Source organism: Flavobacterium maritimum (genome assembly GCF_040049085.1).
In the GTDB taxonomy this organism is placed as follows: Bacteria; Bacteroidota; Bacteroidia; order Flavobacteriales; family Flavobacteriaceae; genus Flavobacterium; species Flavobacterium maritimum.
Genome location: NZ_JBDLZY010000001.1, coordinates 434,865 through 451,862 on the forward strand (window position 1 = coordinate 434,865; position 16,998 = coordinate 451,862).

Here is a 16,998-nt window from a genome sequence, read left to right on the forward strand (position 1 = left end):
ATTCATAAAGTTAAACAAAATAATTGTCGTATCTTTGTTATACATTCAAATAGTTAATAGTGATTTATCATGAAAAAAAATGTATTAATTAGCGGTGGTTCCGGATTTGTAGGCAGACATCTTACTGATTTGTTGCTTAAGGAAGGATATACGGTTTCTATTTTGAGCAGAAGCGAAAAGAAACCAATGGGAGATATTTCGTATTATAAATGGGATGTAGCTGGTAATTTTATTGATGAAGCGGCTGTTCTCAATGCAGACTATATTATACATTTAGCAGGAGAGAACATTGTAGGAAAAAGGTGGACAGCGAAACGTAAAGCAGAAATAATCGATAGTCGGATACAGTCGGCCCATTTGATTTACACTGTTTTGAAGAAAAATAATAAAAAAGTGGATGTCTTTATTTCGGCCTCGGCAATTGGAATTTATGGTGCTGTAAATGGAGAAGAGATTTGTACAGAGGAGACTCCGGCAGCTGATGATTTTTTGGGTACTGTCTGCCAAAAATGGGAAGCTGCAGCTGATGAAATTGGAACGCTTGAAATTAGAACGGTGAAAATCCGTACAGGTATGTTTTAGGGAAAAATGAAGGTTTTTTAGCCCAGTTAGTCCCTATTTTTAAACGGGGATTAGGTTCTGCTTTGGGTTCAGGGAAACAATATATGCCTTGGATTCATATTAATGATCTCTGTGCTATTTATTTTGAAGCTGTTGAAAACAGTAATATGCATGGATCTTATAATGCAGCAATAAATGATAATACAAACAATACTATTTTCTCAAAAACATTGGCACAAATCATAGGATACAGTATTTGGCTGCCTAATGTGCCAAGTTTTTTGATAAAATTGGCAATGGGTGAAATGGCAAAACTCATTTTAGCAGGCAGAAGGATCTCCTCTGAGAAAATAGAAAAAACAGGTTTCCAATTTCAGTTTAAAAATTTAGAAACGGCATTGAAAGATTGTTTATGAAAATGGCTTTATTGTAAAACAAATTTTAATTGTGTGTTAACATTTTTTGATATTTTGTTACTCACGATGAATGGAATTTCAATCTTGAAGTCATCAGTATTCAAATTGAAATCGGAAGTGAATTCAAGTCCGTCCGCCACTTTTTTGATTTTGGCTTTTACAGCAATGTTTTTGGTCACACCATGAATTTCTATTTTCCCTTTTATTAAGTATTCTAACGCTTCTTCATGAATGTTTTTTAAATCAAATTTTTCGATTTTTCCTTTGAAGGTGGCTTTCGAATGTTTGTCACTTTCCATGTAATTCTCATTGAAATGGGTTTTCATTAATTGTCTTTTAAATTGAAATCCCTTAATGATGACAACACAGCTTAATTTACTTGTTTTTGGTTCTAAAATGCAAATCACTTTATCATGTGTTCCTTTCACTTCTTCAAAAAAAGGTATGGACGCTTCAAAAGTGATGATTCCAGTATTAGTCATCAATCTTTCTTGAGCGAAGCTCCCATAAATTACGGAGATGAAAAGTAAAAAAGTAATTTTTTTCATAGTGGGGCATGAATTAAATTACTTAAAGTTACGATTTTTTAATCGCAAAAAACATAGAAGCAGTGTTGAAAAAAAGTTAAAAAGCTTCAATTTTATAATGAAGCTTTTTAATTGTTTTTATTTGAAATCCGAAAATAAAATAAAAAATAAGAAACGGTATAATTAAATACTAACCTAATTGCACTTGGACGTTATATTTGCTAAAGCTGGCGATTGTTTCTATGCTGCTGTAGTTGAATTCTTCTTCGTGAAGTTCCCGTTCTTTTTTCAAATCAATTTGTTTTAAACAATTACTGAATCGGCGCACTTCATCCAGATTTGACAGAATAAGGCCAGGAACAGGAACGCTTAATCCTTCTTTGTTTTTGGCAACCATAGTAAAATAGGAAGAATTACAGTGTTTTATTTTTCCTGTTTGAATGTTTTCGGCTTCCACGCGAATTCCAACAATCATCGAGCTTTTGCCCACATAATTGACACTGGCCTTCATGGTCACCAGTTCACCTACTTCTATCGGTTTCAAGAAATTTACCGTATCAACAGATGCAGTTACACAATAGTTTCCGGAGAATTTTGAAGCACAGGCAAAGGCAATTTGATCGAGCAGGGACAAAATATAGCCCCCGTGAATTTTTCCACTGAAATTAGTATGTGATGGTAGCATTAATTCTGAAATGCTGACATAGGACGAGGCAACGCTTTTAAAAACAGTATTCATTGTGACTTATTTTTGATTAAATGGAGAAGTCTCTTTTTTTACTGAAGTAACAAAATATCTGGTTTCTCCCCACCAGGCAAAAGTTTTATATCTTTCAACATAAGTCATTTTTACATAATGACCTTGAAGTCCTTTTAAATCTTCAATCACTTTTTTATCTGAGTCTAAAACGGAAAAACTAAAAATTTGGGCACCGGAAATTCCTTGGCTCAGCTCTCCTTCCCAAGTTTTGATGACCATGCCTTTATGACTTAGTTTGATTAATTCACCAGAACGGATTCCTTCACTATAAGGGACATAATAAATAAATGCAAAATAGCACAAAAGGGCTAGGGTTATAATTCCTGCAATAATTCCTAAAATTCGTTTCATTGTGGCGGGTTTAGTTTAATAGTTGGTTTTCGTCTTTTTCGGCTCTGTTTAATATGTTTTCCGGAAGTGCTTTTTTGGCTTTGGCACCCATCTTTTTCAATTTTTCGACACTTACGATTAAGTTTCCTTTTCCTTCTACCAATTTATTCATGGCACCACTGTACTCGGTTTTGGTTTCGTCTATTTTCTTGCCGATTTTAATTAAATCAGCGACAAAACCTTCAAATTTATCGTATAATGCTCCCGCTTGTCGTGCAATTTCCAAGGCGTTTTCCTGTTGCTTTTGATTGGTCCACATGCTGTCTATTGTTCGTAATGTAGCCAGTAAGGTGGCTGGAGTTACAATCACAATATTCTTCTCAAATGCTTTGTTGTATAAAGAGGAGTCTTCATTGAGTGCCATTGCAAAAGCCGGTTCAATAGGAATAAAAAGTAATACAAAATCAGGGCTTTCTATTTGATATAAATCTTGGTAATTTTTGTTTCCTAATTGTTCTACATGTCGTCTGATAGAGTTGACATGTTCTTTTAAAAAGCCAGTTTTCGTATCCTCATCTTCTTCATTAGTATATTTTTCATAAGCTGTCAGAGATACTTTCGAATCGACAATCATCTTTTTGCCATCTGGAAGATTGATGACAACATCGGGAAAGACACGATTTCCGTCCTCGGTTGTAAAGGCTTGCTGAACTTCGTATTCACGTCCTTTTTCCAAGCCTGATTTTTCTAATACTCTCTCCAAAACCAATTCACCCCAATTTCCTTGCATTTTACTGTCTCCTTTCAATGCTTTGGTGAGGTTGACAGTTTCTTTGCTCATTTGAATGTTCATCTCGCGCAAGCCCAATATTTGTTGGCGTAAAGCAGCATGGTAGTCAATACTTTCCTTGTGGGTATCTTCGACTTTCTTTTCGAATAATTGAATTTTATCCTGTAAAGGAGACAGGATATTTTTCATGTTTTCCTTGTTCTGTTCCGTAAATTTATTGGACTTTTCGTCTAATATTTTATTGGCCAGATTCTCGAATTCTTTAGTGAATTTTTCCTGTAACTTTTCGACTTCCTCTTTTTGTTCTTTGTTGCGTTCCCAAAGATTCTCAAAATCGACTTCTTTTTTAGAAAGCTGGATTGCTAAACTGTCTTTCTCATTTCGAATGTTTTCCTTGTCTTCATTGGCAGCAAATAATTGTTTTTCGAAAGCTAATTTGTCAGTCGAAAATTGTTCCTTCTGTTGGTTGAGTTGTGAGGTTAAAGCAATCAGTTTTTCTTCCAGACTCACTTTTTCCGACTGAAAGCGGGCGGAGAAAATCAGTTTTCCAATGAAAACACCAAGCGAAAGAGCAATAATAAAAATCAATAAAAACGGAAACATATCAGACATAGAAATTCTTTTTTTTGAGTAGTAAAAGTAAAGAATAATATCAAAAGTAAAATTTATAAGAGCAGTATTCTAAAAAAATCTGAATTGGTTTGTTCCTAATTAATTTTGTTTCTGCGGTTTGATGATTTTTAATTCAAAATCGTATATTAGCTTATTGCTTGTCAAATGAAGTGTTTAGATTGTTTTATAAATTAAGGGAGTAAATGGTTGTATCTCATCATATGTAATTTTTTTATCGTGTTTGATGATTTGATTCAAAATAGAATTTCATCTTAGTAATCCCTAATAATAGTTCATCAGAATTAGTCGTTCTAAATAAATTATAAAATGAAATCTATTTACTTATTATATCTTGTTATGATTTTCATGGGGACAAAGCTTGCCCATGCTCAAAATGATGACTTTTCATTTAAACAAATAGGAACTAATGAAGGTTTATCTCAAAGCACTGTTAAATCAATATTTCAAGATAGTAGAGGGTTTATCTGGTTTGGTACGAAGGACGGGCTGAATAGATTTGACGGTTATGATTTCAAGGTATTTAAAAATGATCCTCATAATCGCTTTAGTCTCAGTAATAATTATATTACCGATATTTTGGAAGACCAAAATGGCTATTTGCTGATAGCCACCAGAATAGGCTTGGATAAATTTGACAGGAAAACAAATAAATTTGTACACTACACTATTGAAGGGGTTATTATTAATGATATTTTTCAGGATAAATCCGGAAACATTTGGTTAGGGACCTCTAATGGTTTTTGTCTGATCAATATACAAAGCGGAAAATGTAAGTTTTTTGGAAGAGATCTGAACGATGCTTTTATAAAGAATGATGTAAGAAAAATTACCGAAGACACCGAGGGTAATTTGTGGTTGGCTACGCATCACGGGCTTGATCGGTTTACCTACAAAACCAATAAAATGGTTCATTACCTCAATAATCCTAAAAATCCAAAAAGCATCTCCGGGAATGATATTAGGGTTACTTATACAGATAGTGCCGGTAATATTTGGATTGGTACTTATGGATCGGGAATATCCTTATACAATAAAAAAGAAGATTCATTTAAAAATTTCAAACACAATCCTAACAATCCTAAGAGTCTTTATCGGGATGCTATTTTGTCCATCTCCCAAGACGCTGCGGGTAAGCTATGGTTTGGTTCTGAAAATGGGGGCATCAGTATCTACAGTAAAGAGAAAGATAATTTTTATAATGTAATAAGTGATATAAACAATCCACAAAGCCTCAATGATGTCTCAATTCATAGTTTGTACCGAGATAATTCAGGGAACATGTGGGTAGGAACCTATGCTGGTGGGGTTAATTTTTTACCTAAATATGGAAATAAAATGAATCTCTTTAGGCAGAATCCTCATGCGTCTACTTCTCTTAGTTCAGGCAATATTCTTGGCATTGGAGGCGATAACGAAGGGAATGTCTGGATAGGGACTGATGGTGGAGGATTAAATGTTTTTAATAGAGATAAAAAGACGTTCAAAGTTTTTAAAAATAATGGAGACAAGAACAGTATTAGCAGTAATTATATTTATTCCGTAAAGGAAATTGATCGGGATAATATCGCTATTACCTATTTGCATGAAGGTTTTGACTTATTTAATAAAAGAACCGGAAAATTCACCCACCACCTTCCGGATGCTAATGATACCAATAGTTTGACGGGATCTTCGATACCTTACGCATACAAAGATAATAAAGGGAATCTTTGGCTTGGGTCCACAAATTATGGGTTAAATCGTTATAATTTTGAAACTAAGAAATTTACTCATTTTCTTAAAAAATCAGGAGACAAGAACTCTCTTATTGGAAATACCATTTATTCAATTTGTCAAGATGACGATGGTGCGATGTGGTTTGGAGGAGATGAAGGGCTTTGCAGGTATGATGAACACAGTAATCGTTTTGAGCAATACAAAAGCAGCCATCTAGAAAAGAACAGTCTTTCAGATAATTTTGTTGAACATTTATTTGTAGACAAAAAGGGAAATCTATGGGTAGGAACCAGAGGAGGTCTGAATCGATTCGATAAAAAAAACAATTCCTTTACCGTATTTACCGAAAAGGATGGTCTTCCCGGAAATATTATTGCCGGTATTCTTGAGGATGAAAAAGGAAACCTGTGGCTTGGAACCAATAAAGGGATTTCAAAGTTTAATCCGGTAAGTAAAACATTCAGGAATTACGGAATTTCTGATGGAATTCAGGGAAATGAATTCAGACGTAATGCTTGCTATAAAGCGGAGGATGGAGAATTGTTTTTTGGGGGATCCGGAGGGCTTAACTCGTTTTATCCCGATAAAATAAAGGATAATCCTTTTGTGCCGGCTGTTTTTATCACAAATTTTCAAATTTTTAATAAGGATATAGTAGTTGGAGACGAAAATTCTCCACTGAAGGAAGATATTAGTGAAGCCAAAGAAATTGTTCTTTCTTATGAGCATTCCGTATTTACGATAGCATTTTCGGCTCTTAATTATATCCATCCGGAAAAAAACCAGTTTGCTTATAAATTAGAGGGTTTTGATAAAAATTGGAATTATTTAGGCGACCAAAGAAAAGCAACTTATACCAATCTTAACCCGGGAACTTATATATTTCGTGTTAAAGCTTCTAATAATGATGGTGTTTGGAACGAAAAAGGAACTACGCTGAAAATCACAATTACTCCACCTTTTTGGGCTACCTGGTGGTTTAGAATTGTTGTTGTTCTATTGGTTTTTGGCGCTTTATATGGATTTTTCAAGTTCAGGGTGACTATATTAAAAGCCAAATATAGATTGGCTAATATTAATGCCAAAAAGGAAGACCTCGAAAGACAAGTCAGAGTGCGCACCGAAGAATTGGTGAATAAATCAAAAGAAGCCGAGGCCGCTATGTTGGATGCTGAACGCGCTAATCAGGCCAAGAGTGCCTTTTTGGCTGCGATGAGCCACGAAATTCGTACCCCCATGAATGGTGTAATGGGAATGACTTCATTATTGGCGAGCACCAATTTAAGCCATGAGCAGGAGGGCTATGTAAATATTATCAAAACGAGTAGCGACGCTTTATTGGCAGTTATCAATGATGTTTTGGATTTCTCCAAAATAGAAAGCGGTAATATAGAAATAGAACGGCATGATTTCAATCTGCGTCAGTGTGTGGAAAATGTACTGGATAATTTTGCTGTAAAAGCGGCCCAACTGAACTTAGAATTGGTTTGCCAAATCGATTATTCACTTCCGGTCATGATTGTTGGAGATAGTGTTCGCTTACAGCAAGTGTTAATGAATCTGGTTAGTAATGCTTTGAAGTTTACCCATAAAGGAGAGGTATTTGTACAAATTCGTTCTGAAAAAGCGGACGGCGAGAACCTACGGATTTATTTTGAGGTTAAAGATTCGGGTATTGGAATTCCGAAAGATAAACTGTCCCGATTATTTAAAGACTTTTCACAAGTAGATTCTTCAACAACCCGCAAGTATGGCGGTACTGGATTGGGTTTAGCAATCAGTGAGCGTTTAGTAAAACTGATGGGCGGGGAGGTTAGTGTCAACAGTGAAGAAGGGGGAGGAACAGCCTTCGGTTTCTTTATAAAGAGCAAAGTAGCTAAAGGATCTCCCTATCTGTATGATATTTTTGATACGGATGGAAACGAGGGCAAAAAGGTCTTGCTGGTCGATGATAATGCGACCAATTTAAGTGTCCTGAAAACTCAGCTGGAAATCTGGAAACTCAGCTCAACTCTGGCACAATCTGCGGGAGAAGCACTTGAAATTCTGGGTCAAGGAGAAACCTTCGATTTGATCATTACAGATATGCAAATGCCCGAGATGGATGGAGTGATGTTGGCTAATGAAATCAAAGCCAAACTACCACAGATGCCAATTATTCTGATGGGATTTATAGAAAATGAAAACAAATTAAAATACGCACATTTGTTCAAATCGGTATTAACCAAACCAATTAAGCAAGCGCAATTGTATGAAGAAATCCAGCAGGAGTTGAAACATAAGGGGGAACAAATTCCGAACGAAAAGAGCAAGCAAAACTTATTTCCTGAAGATTTTTCCGAAACTTATCCGTTGAGTATTTTGATTGCTGAAGACAATAAGATTAATCAGGTGTTAATCATGCGGATTTTGAAGAGATTAGGATATGAACCAGAGGTAGCCAATAACGGAAAAGAAGTTGTTGATATGCTGAAAGTGAAACCATTTGATGTAATCCTAATGGATATGTTGATGCCAGAAATCGATGGTCTGCAGGCAACTAAGATAATCAGAGGGACAATGGATGTACAACCTCAGATTATAGCTATGACGGCTAATGCATTTCCAGAAGACAGGTTGGCCTGTTTAGAAGCCGGCATGGATGATTATATATCCAAACCTATTAAAATAGAAATATTAATAGAGATGTTAAAGCAAGCTGCACTTAGGGTTAGCACAACAAGAATTAGTTCTTGAAGCATTAAGAAAAAGATATTATGCGAAATTAGAAAACGAGAAAGTAATCAAATCTCTAATTAATTTGCATATAAACAGCCTATTGCTGCTATCGCAAAGAATATTATAATGTCTTTTACCGTCACTTGATTAGCTGCGAACCCTAAGATTAATTATGTCAGTGTATGAACGATTTGAAAAGAAAAATGAAACTTTTCTTAACCATTAAATAATGCAATGAATTGATTTTTTTGCCAAAATAATTTGGACTAACGCAACCATTTTAAAACAATAGTATCTATGAAGTAAAACCTTTATATAACTATTATGAAAAAAATACTGTTAGGCTTATTTATCGCTTTTGGCTTTAGTGCATGTTCAATTAATTCTGATGAAGAAAATTACAGTTGCGGAAGCACAACCAACGTTGCATTTACTAATTTTCCTTTGGATTGCAATTATAGCATTAAGACTTTGCCAACTAACCCCACTGCGATTATAATAAACTCGCAGGAAAAATTGGAAACCTATTTTACAAAACACGAAAATACGTGTCCAGATCCATCCAATGCGACTATTGATTTTAGTAAATATTTTTTAGTTAGTCTTTTTGCCGGACCAAAAGCTACAGGTGGTTATAGCATAAAAATAATTTCGGTTGTAGAAAATAATTGTGAAATGGTAATTGATTTTTATGAAAAAACACCCCTTCCTGGTGAAGTTGTTACGCAAGCTATAAGCTATCCTTCTGATTTTATTTTAATTCCAAAAACTACAAAACCAATCTATTTTAATAAAGTAAATCAAATGCCTAACAGCGTTATTATTGGAAGTTTTAACGGGGAATGTACAGGAAATGATTGCCAGAAATTTTATCAGATAAACGACTATAATGTGCTACACTTTTTGAACGTGGTGAACGGAAATTATGATTTTAATCAATATAGTTTTGAGGGATTGACCCCAAAAGGAGATTATTCGCTGTTTTTGAAAAATGTCCCAGCAGAAATTTTAAATTTAAAAGGACAAACCAAAACTTACGGCAGTCCCGATTCGCACGATCAAGGTGGATTGTATTTTGAACTCCGTCAAGGGACAGATATCACCAAAATATATTTGGATAACGATAATACAGCCGATCAAAATTCTGAAATTTTACTTTTCAAAAAAGCAATTCAAGATAAAATCACTGCATTGAAAACGAATTAATAGTATTCAAATATGAAAAAATCATTCTTTATAATCATACTAATCAGTATTCTGTCACTTTCTTGTTCAGTAGAATCAAGTGTTGGTGATTTAAATTCAAATAGTATCATAGGTAGTTGGACTTGGCAAAAATCGGTGGGAGGAATCGCCGGAAGTACTGAAACTCCTGAGAGCACAGGAATCCAGAAAAAGATAGTTTTTACCGGTGAAGGAAAAGTAATGGTTTATAGTAACAATGTAGAAATTACAAATACGACTTACGAAATAAAAAAAGGGACTAGTATTTTTGACGAAAAGGAGCGAAGTCTGATTGTCTTTGATGGAATGACCTATGTTGTGCAGTTTATAGATGCTCATAATTTAACCATCGCTGATAATTTTGCTGACGGGTACAGCTCTGATTATAAAAGATAATTTTAAGAGTTATAAAACACTTATTTTTGCCAATTAGAAATACTTTAAAATTATTTTTTGAAAGAAGATTTAGAAATACTGATACGCAAGTGCATTCAAAATGACAGAGCGGGACAACTGAAATTATATCAGTTGTTCTCTCCTGTTTTGTATGGTATCTGTCTTAAGTATATGAAAAATGAAGATGATGCCAAAGATGTTTTTCAAGAGGCATTTATTATCGTTTTTCAAAAAATAAGTCAATATAAATTTGAAGGAAGTTTTGAGGGATGGCTGAAACGGATCTTTATTAATAAATTGATTGAAACTTTAAATAAAAAGAAAAAAGAAAGTTTCTTTTTGGATGTTTTTGATCCGGAAACTGATGAAATTGCAGAAGAGGAATTAGGAATTATTCCAATTAGTCAAGAGAAAATGTTGGAGTATATTCAGGATTTACCGGATCAATACCGAATGGTTTTCAATCTTTATGTTTTCGAAAAAATGAAGCATAAAGAAATAGCGAAACTGCTTCAAATTTCAGAAGGAACTTCGAAGTCTAATTTGAATAGAGCAAAGAGAATTTTGCAAAAAAGAATTTTGACCGTATTAAATTTTAAGATAGCATGAAAAAGCAAAAAATAGAAGATATTTTTTCATCAATGGAAAATTTTTCTAGTGTTCCACCACCAGAACTATGGATCGAAATTGAAGAAAAACTAAGCAAACCTAAAAAGAAGAAAAGAGCCATTATTTGGTGGTCAGTTGCAGCTGGTCTTTTGTTGGGTTTAGCGATTCCATCTGCTTTATATTTTAATTCGGTTTCAAACAGTAACAATCCAAACAGCATTTCTTTCGAAAACAATACTGTTGTATTGCAAAATGAAAATACAGATTCAAAGATTAAAGGTACTTCAACTAAAGATGAAATTTCAAAAAACAGCAATCAACTTAAAAATACAGTAACTGTAGCTGTTGTAAATAAAAATGAGGATACAGTTGTTAAAAAAGAATCCGGGAAAACTAGAATTTCAAAAAGCAATACCGGTTCTCAAGTTGTAATACAAACCGGATTAGTTTCAAATGCGAATAAATCAAATTATTTAAACGCGTCCCATCAAGAAATAACGAATGCTTTTTTGGAAAAACCAATTGAGGATGCGAATAACAATAACAATAATAACAATAATAACAATAATAGCAATAATGATAATAATAGCAGTAACAATACTAATAGCATTGTACAAAAAAACAAAACAAATTCGTCAACGGCTACTATCGTCCTAAAACCTGAAACGAATAAGCCAGTAATGAATGCATCCGGAAAAGGCAAAACAACAAACTTGGCTTTGGCTCAAAACGATTCAGTACAACTGGCAGAACTTCAAAGATTGGAAAATGCTTTTGCAAAAGGAGAAAACAAAAATAACAAAATCAAGCCTGTTCCAGAAATTGATAAATGGTCTGTTCAGGTATTTGCGGGTGTTTCGAATTCTCAAAATTACAAAACAGAAAGTTCGTTGGGTAGTGCCGTAGAATCAAAACAAGGTAATGCTTATGGTGTAAAAACAAACTATAAGCTAAATAAAAAATGGGGAGTAAGTTCCGGATTTAAATTTAATGAATTAGGTCAGGCTATTGCCGATGTTTCGTATGTAAATGCACAAAATAATTTTGGATTAGCTACTGGTAATTTTTTCATTCAGAATTCAAATATGGAACGTGTCAGCACAAATGCAAATTATGTGTTTATTTCAAATAATGACCAAAATGAGTCAAAAAATTCTAATTTTCAAACAGGAACTATTGATCAAAGCTTGAAATATATCGAAATGCCCTTAGAGGTTTCCTATTCAATTTTGGATAAAAATAAAACAAGTATAAGCCTTAATACAGGTGGTTTTGTGGGTAAATTAATTTCGAATGAAGTGCTGTTGAACGGAAATTCAATTGGTGAAAATCTTAATGTAAATGAATTCGTTTACGGGTCTTTGTTGAGTAGTACTGTGCAATATCGTTTGTATAAGCAGACCCGTGTTTTTGTAGAACCGGGGATGAATTATTATATTAATCCTTTAAACAATCAATCTTTTAATCAATTTCAGTGGGCACTGAATTTTGGATTGAATGTTTCTTTTTAAGTACGGTTTTTTTTTGGGGATTGATCGTTTAGGGAATCTCTAAACGATTTTTTTTATTTCATTTTTAGAAGAAAATCAATTGCCTCCTGCTTTAGTTGGAGGTAAATTATATTGTTATTAAATTGGCTTTAGCCAAAAGCTATATATTTTGTTTAAAGCCAAACCTTTTTTGAAACGCATTTCTCTAGATGAAGCTAGAGGCAATTCAATACACAAATAACACCAGAAAAAAAATGGAGTTATTGTGTTTTGATTGTATTAAACTAATAATCGAACTCGGGTTGCAAATGGTATTGTTCTATTGCCGAATATTCTAAATTCAAATTCTCGTGCTATCTTTGCATTCGAAAATAAAATTACAATGTCCTTACACACTCATTTCATCCTTCACAAACCCTACGGTTATTTAAGTCAGTTTATTTACGAATTGAAACGAAAAAAGAAACTCTTGGGAGAATTGTATGATTTTCCAATTGGCACGATGGCGATAGGTCGTTTAGATGAAGATTCGGAAGGCCTGCTGTTACTGACCACCGATGGAAAAATGAGCGAAACCATTCGAAGCAGAAAAGTCGATAAAGAATACTATGTACAGGTCGATGGAATCATTAATCAGGAAGCGATTGATAAAATACAAATGGGAGTCGAAATAGGTTTTAATGGTTCAAAATATATCACCAAACCTTGTAAAGCGTCCTTGATAACAGAAATTCCAGCCTTTGGCGCCAGAGGAAAAAAAATACGTGACGAAAGACATGGGCCGACTTCCTGGGCTTCGATTACAGTCAATGAAGGAAAGTTTCGACAAGTCAGAAAAATGACTGCTGCCGTTGGTTTTCCAACCTTGAGATTGGTTCGTGTCCGAATAGGGAATGTACACCTCAATGATTTACAAGCGGGAGAAGTCTTGCCCGTTTCCGATTTTCAAGTATCCGAATAAACAAATTACCAAATAAACAAATAAACCAGTATGTTAAACATCGTTTTAGTAGAGCCAGAAATACCTAATAATACCGGAAACATAGGCCGTTTGTGCGTGGGCACCGAAAGTCGTTTGCATTTAATCCATCCTTTTGGTTTTGTTATTAATGATAAAAACCTGAAACGTTCCGGCTTGGATTATTGGGTGCATCTTGATGTGACAGAATATCAAAATGTCGAAGAATGGATGAACCAAATTCCGGATAAATCTCGTGTTTTTCTGATGAGTTCCCATGCCGAAAAATCGTATTTGGAGAATCATTTTCAGGATGGAGACTGGTTGGTTTTTGGAAAAGAAAGCGTTGGTTTGAGTAAAGATGTTTTAGCACTTTTTGAAAATCATTTGACAATTCCGATGTCGCCACTAATCAGAAGTTTTAATATTGCCAATTCGGTTGCCTTTGTTGTTGGTGAAGCCAAAAGACAAATTGCGTTAAAAATTTAAATACGAAGAACTAAAAAGCTTGAAGTTCAGTATGTTATTTTGCTGAATTTTCATATATTTGAGAAAAGCATTTCCTAGTCTAAGCAGTAATTTTTTGTCTTTTAAATTTACTCATTATGATAGATTCCGTTTTTCTCAGAAGTACCATTTTCAAACATTTGGATGGTTTAGTCACTGCTCCCGTAGCGTATGCATTAAATGAAAATGGAATCCTGTCTTATATTCTTTATAAAAAAGAGGCTACTCTGGCAGAGCTTACCACACATTTTAATGCCAATGAGGGTTATCTCCATGTGGCTCTGCGAGTTTTGTGTTCCCAAGGATTTCTGGATTATCACATTGACAGTGCTAATGACCAGATCAAATTTAGTGTCAACGATAAAAGCGCCATTGCTTTTTCATTCTTTCATTTGTACGAAGATGTGGTTGATTTATTGCATTTCACGATGCAGTCACCCTCTCGGTTATTAGACGATATCCCTTTTGCCAGACTGGGTTTAATTTTCGATTTATATAAAGATAATTACGGTATTTCAATCTCCGATGATCCGTTAACCAAGGAAATTCAACAGCAAATTCTAACCCATATTGAGGGAAATCTTGTTGGACCAATTTTAGTACGTTTGGGTAGGAGTGGTATGTTTCATAAGTATTTTATGGAAATATCCTTTCGGGCGGAAGAGTTCCATAAATCGCCGGAAAATTTCAAAATTATATTAGATTTCTTTGTTTATCTAGGTTGGTTTTCCAAAAAAAAGGATAATTATCAATTTACGGAGACAGGTCTATTTTTTGCTAAAAGGGCTTCTGCTTATGGTGTGACAGTCTCTTATTTGCCAACGTTTAATAAAATGGAAGATTTACTTTTTGGAGATCCAAATGTGTTAAGAAATACTGCAGAAGGAGAAGATGAAATTCATGTAGATAGAGAAATGAATGTGTGGGGCAGTGGTGGTGCGCACGATACTTATTTTAAAGTGGTAGACGAAATCATTGTCAGATTATTCAATTTACCAATAGAAGACCAACCGAAAGGAATTCTGGATATGGGCTGTGGCAACGGGGCTTTTTTGGAACATATTTTTGATGTAATCGAAAGACAGACACTACGCGGAAAAATGTTAGATGATTATCCTTTGTTTCTTGTCGGCGCCGATTACAATCAGGCAGCTTTGAAAGTAACCCGGGCGAATTTAATAAAAGCCGATATCTGGGCCAAAGTAATCTGGGGTGATATTGGCAGACCTGATTTATTGGCGGAAGATCTAATGGAAAATTACAATATTGATTTAAAAGATTTGTTGAACGCAAGAACCTTTCTGGATCATAATCGAATCTGGGAAATGCCACAACATATAACCGAGGAGCGAGTGAGTCATTCAACAGGGGCATTTGCTCACAGAGGGAAGCGAATTAGTAACAACTTGGTCGAAGATAATCTGTTGGAACATTTTAACAAATGGTCTCCTTATGTTAAGAAGTATGGCTTGCTAATGATTGAATTGCATACTATAGCGCCAGCTTTAACTGCTGGTAATTTAGGAAAAACAGCCGCAACGGCATATGATGCCACACATGGTTTTTCCGATCAATATATAGTTGAAATTCCTGTTTTACACAAAATAGCTGCAGAAGCAGGTTTGTATCCTGATGCTAATTTTTTCAGAAGATTTCCGGATTCTTCTATTGCAACAGTGAGTATTAATTTGTTGAAGGGAAATGGATAATACAATTTTAACAGATTGAAAGTTAATGCCAATAGTGTTTATAAATTAGTCCAATTGTCACATTGAGCGCAGTCGGGATACTTTAATGATTCTCGACTGCGCTCGATATGACAAAAAAATATTGGACTAAAATAGATTAGAGAGAAGTATTGTTAAAATTCTTCACACTTATCACTTTCCTGAAATTTATGGCTGAACACATAACTTGCTATCTGTTTTCCTTGTTCTTCACCTGCCAAACATGCTTTTCTGAAATGATAACCCACATAAATTCTTGATAAAGAATTATCTCTTGCAGCCTGCGAAATGCGGGAATAATGACGGGTTACTCCCGGTGCTGTGGGACTTGTCTGATCAACAGAAATATTATCTGTTTCAAAGAAGAGTTTCAGTATTTCTGCTGCTGCGCCACCAAAATTTGCATGGGCTGACGGGTAATCCGGAATGGGAGGAGTGTATAAATTCATGGCAGGATTAGTAAGGTTTGGTCCTTCTGTGTAGCTGGGTAACCAATCAACAACTCCGATTGTATTATTGTTGTCATCATCATCTCCCATACGGATAGCTGTTTCCGGTCGCCAGTAGAAATAATAATATTTGGCTTCAAAACATCCTGATACTCCATCAATCATCGCTGTGTGTAATAAGGCAAAAAGCCTTGCTGTTTTCCATGCATCTAATTTTTTATCAGCGATTATGTTTCTGGCGAAACGATTCCAACCAATAGTAGATCTTTCCACCCAGAACACACCAATCTCAGTTTCATCAGTAGTTCTTGTATGCCCCACTCTTGCGCCTTTTGTTTTTACTTCATTATAGTCATTTTCATAATTGAATGAGTTAACTGCGTACGGTGCGCTAGCTCTGAATTGATTATTACTTAGTACAGCAAACGGAGTCATTAATGTACCCCATTGCTGCAGAGCTTTAATTTTTGGCAGGCCCGGTAAGCTGAAAGGAAGTGTGGACCTGTATTCGCCGGGATCATCACCATCTGGGGCAGGCGAATCTACATTAGCTTGCGCAAAATTATCTGTTGAACGATTGGCAATTATTGCATCGGCGGCCTGTTTGCCAAGTGTTTTGCCTAGCTCCTTGCTTTCGCCGTCTGGAATTGTTGCCAAACTTTCATTGTACCAGGAATCAACTGGGTGTGTACCTTGAACATTCGTACCTTTGATGACCCAATAGGCGGCACTGGCTACTGCCGCATCAGGGTCAGCAAATTTTTCTCTTTGGTTCAACGCAAAGCGTTCGTATTTTGGCTTAATGGCATTCAGTGCATCATGTACGGCAATTTGTATCATGGCAAAGTACCTAGCCTGTGTAGGAGGATTAAATGGGCCAGTAAGTACAGTACTTGTTTTCTCGTTCCAATACATGACCATGTCATTATCAGCAAAACCGGATTCCTTAATTTTTTTATCAAAACTGGGAACACTTTTTTGTAAATCATTATTTATCATTTCGTCCTGATTGCAAGAAAACAGGAAAAATAATGACCCCAAAACAATAATTTTTTTCGACATTGTAAACAAATTTTCCATAATTAAAATTTTTAAAAGATTGTTTTAATGACGTAGATCAGTTTAGCTTTGGGAAAAAAAACGAAGTACAAAAATACAAATAAATTATGTAAACTATTGATTTTCAA

At 34.9% G+C, this 16,998-nt stretch carries 15 protein-coding genes; 10 read left to right on the plus strand and 5 right to left on the minus strand.

The genetic code is table 11. The annotated features are described in order from the left end of the window. Positions 1–69: 69 nt before the first annotated feature. Complete coding sequence (locus ABEB23_RS01915) at positions 70–582, plus strand: NAD-dependent epimerase/dehydratase family protein (protein ID WP_348810684.1); 513 nt, start codon at positions 70–72, stop codon at positions 580–582. A gap of 83 nt (positions 583–665) precedes the next feature. Beyond that, on the plus strand, positions 666–977 hold the full coding sequence (locus ABEB23_RS01920) for a DUF1731 domain-containing protein (protein ID WP_348810685.1): 312 nt from the start codon (positions 666–668) through the stop codon (positions 975–977). A gap of 8 nt (positions 978–985) precedes the next feature. Here the strand turns inward: ABEB23_RS01920 and ABEB23_RS01925 are convergent, their stop codons facing one another. From ABEB23_RS01925 to ABEB23_RS01940, 4 genes are all read right to left on the minus strand, one after another. Then, entirely contained in the window at positions 986–1,525 is a 540-nt protein-coding gene (locus tag ABEB23_RS01925) for a YceI family protein (RefSeq protein ID WP_348810686.1), read from the minus strand. A 169-nt stretch (positions 1,526–1,694) separates the two neighbouring features. After that, entirely contained in the window at positions 1,695–2,243 is a 549-nt protein-coding gene (locus ABEB23_RS01930; protein ID WP_348810687.1) for an acyl-CoA thioesterase, read from the minus strand. Between the two features lie 6 nt (positions 2,244–2,249). Beyond that, a complete protein-coding gene (locus ABEB23_RS01935; protein WP_348810688.1) occupies positions 2,250–2,615 on the minus strand; it encodes a 6-phosphogluconate dehydrogenase in 366 nt (121 codons plus the stop codon). A gap of 10 nt (positions 2,616–2,625) precedes the next feature. Next, positions 2,626–3,996 (minus strand): DNA recombination protein RmuC, encoded by a 1,371-nt coding sequence (locus ABEB23_RS01940; RefSeq protein WP_348810689.1) that lies wholly within the window; start codon positions 3,994–3,996, stop codon positions 2,626–2,628. Positions 3,997–4,323: 327 nt separating this feature from the next. Between ABEB23_RS01940 and ABEB23_RS01945 the strand changes: the two genes are divergently transcribed. From ABEB23_RS01945 to ABEB23_RS01980, 8 genes are all read left to right on the plus strand, one after another. Further along, positions 4,324–8,469 (plus strand): hybrid sensor histidine kinase/response regulator, encoded by a 4,146-nt coding sequence (locus ABEB23_RS01945; protein ID WP_348810690.1) that lies wholly within the window; start codon positions 4,324–4,326, stop codon positions 8,467–8,469. Between the two features lie 306 nt (positions 8,470–8,775). Next, positions 8,776–9,657: a protease complex subunit PrcB family protein gene (locus tag ABEB23_RS01950; RefSeq protein WP_348810691.1), complete on the plus strand. Its 882-nt coding sequence runs from the start codon at positions 8,776–8,778 to the stop codon at positions 9,655–9,657. Between the two features lie 12 nt (positions 9,658–9,669). Next, on the plus strand, positions 9,670–10,071 hold the full coding sequence (locus ABEB23_RS01955) for a hypothetical protein (RefSeq protein WP_348810692.1): 402 nt from the start codon (positions 9,670–9,672) through the stop codon (positions 10,069–10,071). Positions 10,072–10,128: 57 nt separating this feature from the next. Further along, positions 10,129–10,680 (plus strand): RNA polymerase sigma factor, encoded by a 552-nt coding sequence (locus ABEB23_RS01960; RefSeq protein ID WP_348810693.1) that lies wholly within the window; start codon positions 10,129–10,131, stop codon positions 10,678–10,680. Then, on the plus strand, positions 10,677–12,191 hold the full coding sequence (locus tag ABEB23_RS01965; RefSeq protein ID WP_348810694.1) for a hypothetical protein: 1,515 nt from the start codon (positions 10,677–10,679) through the stop codon (positions 12,189–12,191). Before ABEB23_RS01960 ends, ABEB23_RS01965 begins: the two co-directional genes overlap by 4 nt. A gap of 361 nt (positions 12,192–12,552) precedes the next feature. Then, positions 12,553–13,131 carry a pseudouridine synthase gene (locus ABEB23_RS01970; protein WP_348810695.1) on the plus strand — a complete coding sequence of 193 codons (579 nt, stop codon included), beginning with the start codon at positions 12,553–12,555 and terminating at the stop codon, positions 13,129–13,131. A 30-nt stretch (positions 13,132–13,161) separates the two neighbouring features. Continuing rightward, entirely contained in the window at positions 13,162–13,617 is a 456-nt protein-coding gene (locus ABEB23_RS01975; protein WP_348810696.1) for a tRNA (cytidine(34)-2'-O)-methyltransferase, read from the plus strand. A 116-nt stretch (positions 13,618–13,733) separates the two neighbouring features. Beyond that, the gene (locus tag ABEB23_RS01980; protein WP_348810697.1) at positions 13,734–15,344 is read left to right on the plus strand and encodes a class I SAM-dependent methyltransferase; all 1,611 of its coding nucleotides are present in this window, start codon (positions 13,734–13,736) and stop codon (positions 15,342–15,344) included. A gap of 152 nt (positions 15,345–15,496) precedes the next feature. Here ABEB23_RS01980 and ABEB23_RS01985 read toward each other — a convergent pair whose 3' ends face one another. Next, entirely contained in the window at positions 15,497–16,891 is a 1,395-nt protein-coding gene (locus ABEB23_RS01985; RefSeq protein ID WP_348810698.1) for a vanadium-dependent haloperoxidase, read from the minus strand. Positions 16,892–16,998: the final 107 nt, after the last annotated feature.

Coding starts and splice junctions, on each gene's coding strand:
- ABEB23_RS01915 (WP_348810684.1), top strand. CDS start 70: ATGAAAAAAAATGTATTAATTAGCGGTGGTTCCGGATTTGTAGGCAGA.
- ABEB23_RS01920 (WP_348810685.1), top strand. CDS start 666: ATGCCTTGGATTCATATTAATGATCTCTGTGCTATTTATTTTGAAGCT.
- ABEB23_RS01925 (WP_348810686.1), bottom strand. CDS start 1,525: ATGAAAAAAATTACTTTTTTACTTTTCATCTCCGTAATTTATGGGAGC.
- ABEB23_RS01930 (WP_348810687.1), bottom strand. CDS start 2,243: ATGAATACTGTTTTTAAAAGCGTTGCCTCGTCCTATGTCAGCATTTCA.
- ABEB23_RS01935 (WP_348810688.1), bottom strand. CDS start 2,615: ATGAAACGAATTTTAGGAATTATTGCAGGAATTATAACCCTAGCCCTT.
- ABEB23_RS01940 (WP_348810689.1), bottom strand. CDS start 3,996: ATGTCTGATATGTTTCCGTTTTTATTGATTTTTATTATTGCTCTTTCG.
- ABEB23_RS01945 (WP_348810690.1), top strand. CDS start 4,324: ATGAAATCTATTTACTTATTATATCTTGTTATGATTTTCATGGGGACA.
- ABEB23_RS01950 (WP_348810691.1), top strand. CDS start 8,776: ATGAAAAAAATACTGTTAGGCTTATTTATCGCTTTTGGCTTTAGTGCA.
- ABEB23_RS01955 (WP_348810692.1), top strand. CDS start 9,670: ATGAAAAAATCATTCTTTATAATCATACTAATCAGTATTCTGTCACTT.
- ABEB23_RS01965 (WP_348810694.1), top strand. CDS start 10,677: ATGAAAAAGCAAAAAATAGAAGATATTTTTTCATCAATGGAAAATTTT.
- ABEB23_RS01970 (WP_348810695.1), top strand. CDS start 12,553: ATGTCCTTACACACTCATTTCATCCTTCACAAACCCTACGGTTATTTA.
- ABEB23_RS01975 (WP_348810696.1), top strand. CDS start 13,162: ATGTTAAACATCGTTTTAGTAGAGCCAGAAATACCTAATAATACCGGA.
- ABEB23_RS01980 (WP_348810697.1), top strand. CDS start 13,734: ATGATAGATTCCGTTTTTCTCAGAAGTACCATTTTCAAACATTTGGAT.
- ABEB23_RS01985 (WP_348810698.1), bottom strand. CDS start 16,891: ATGGAAAATTTGTTTACAATGTCGAAAAAAATTATTGTTTTGGGGTCA.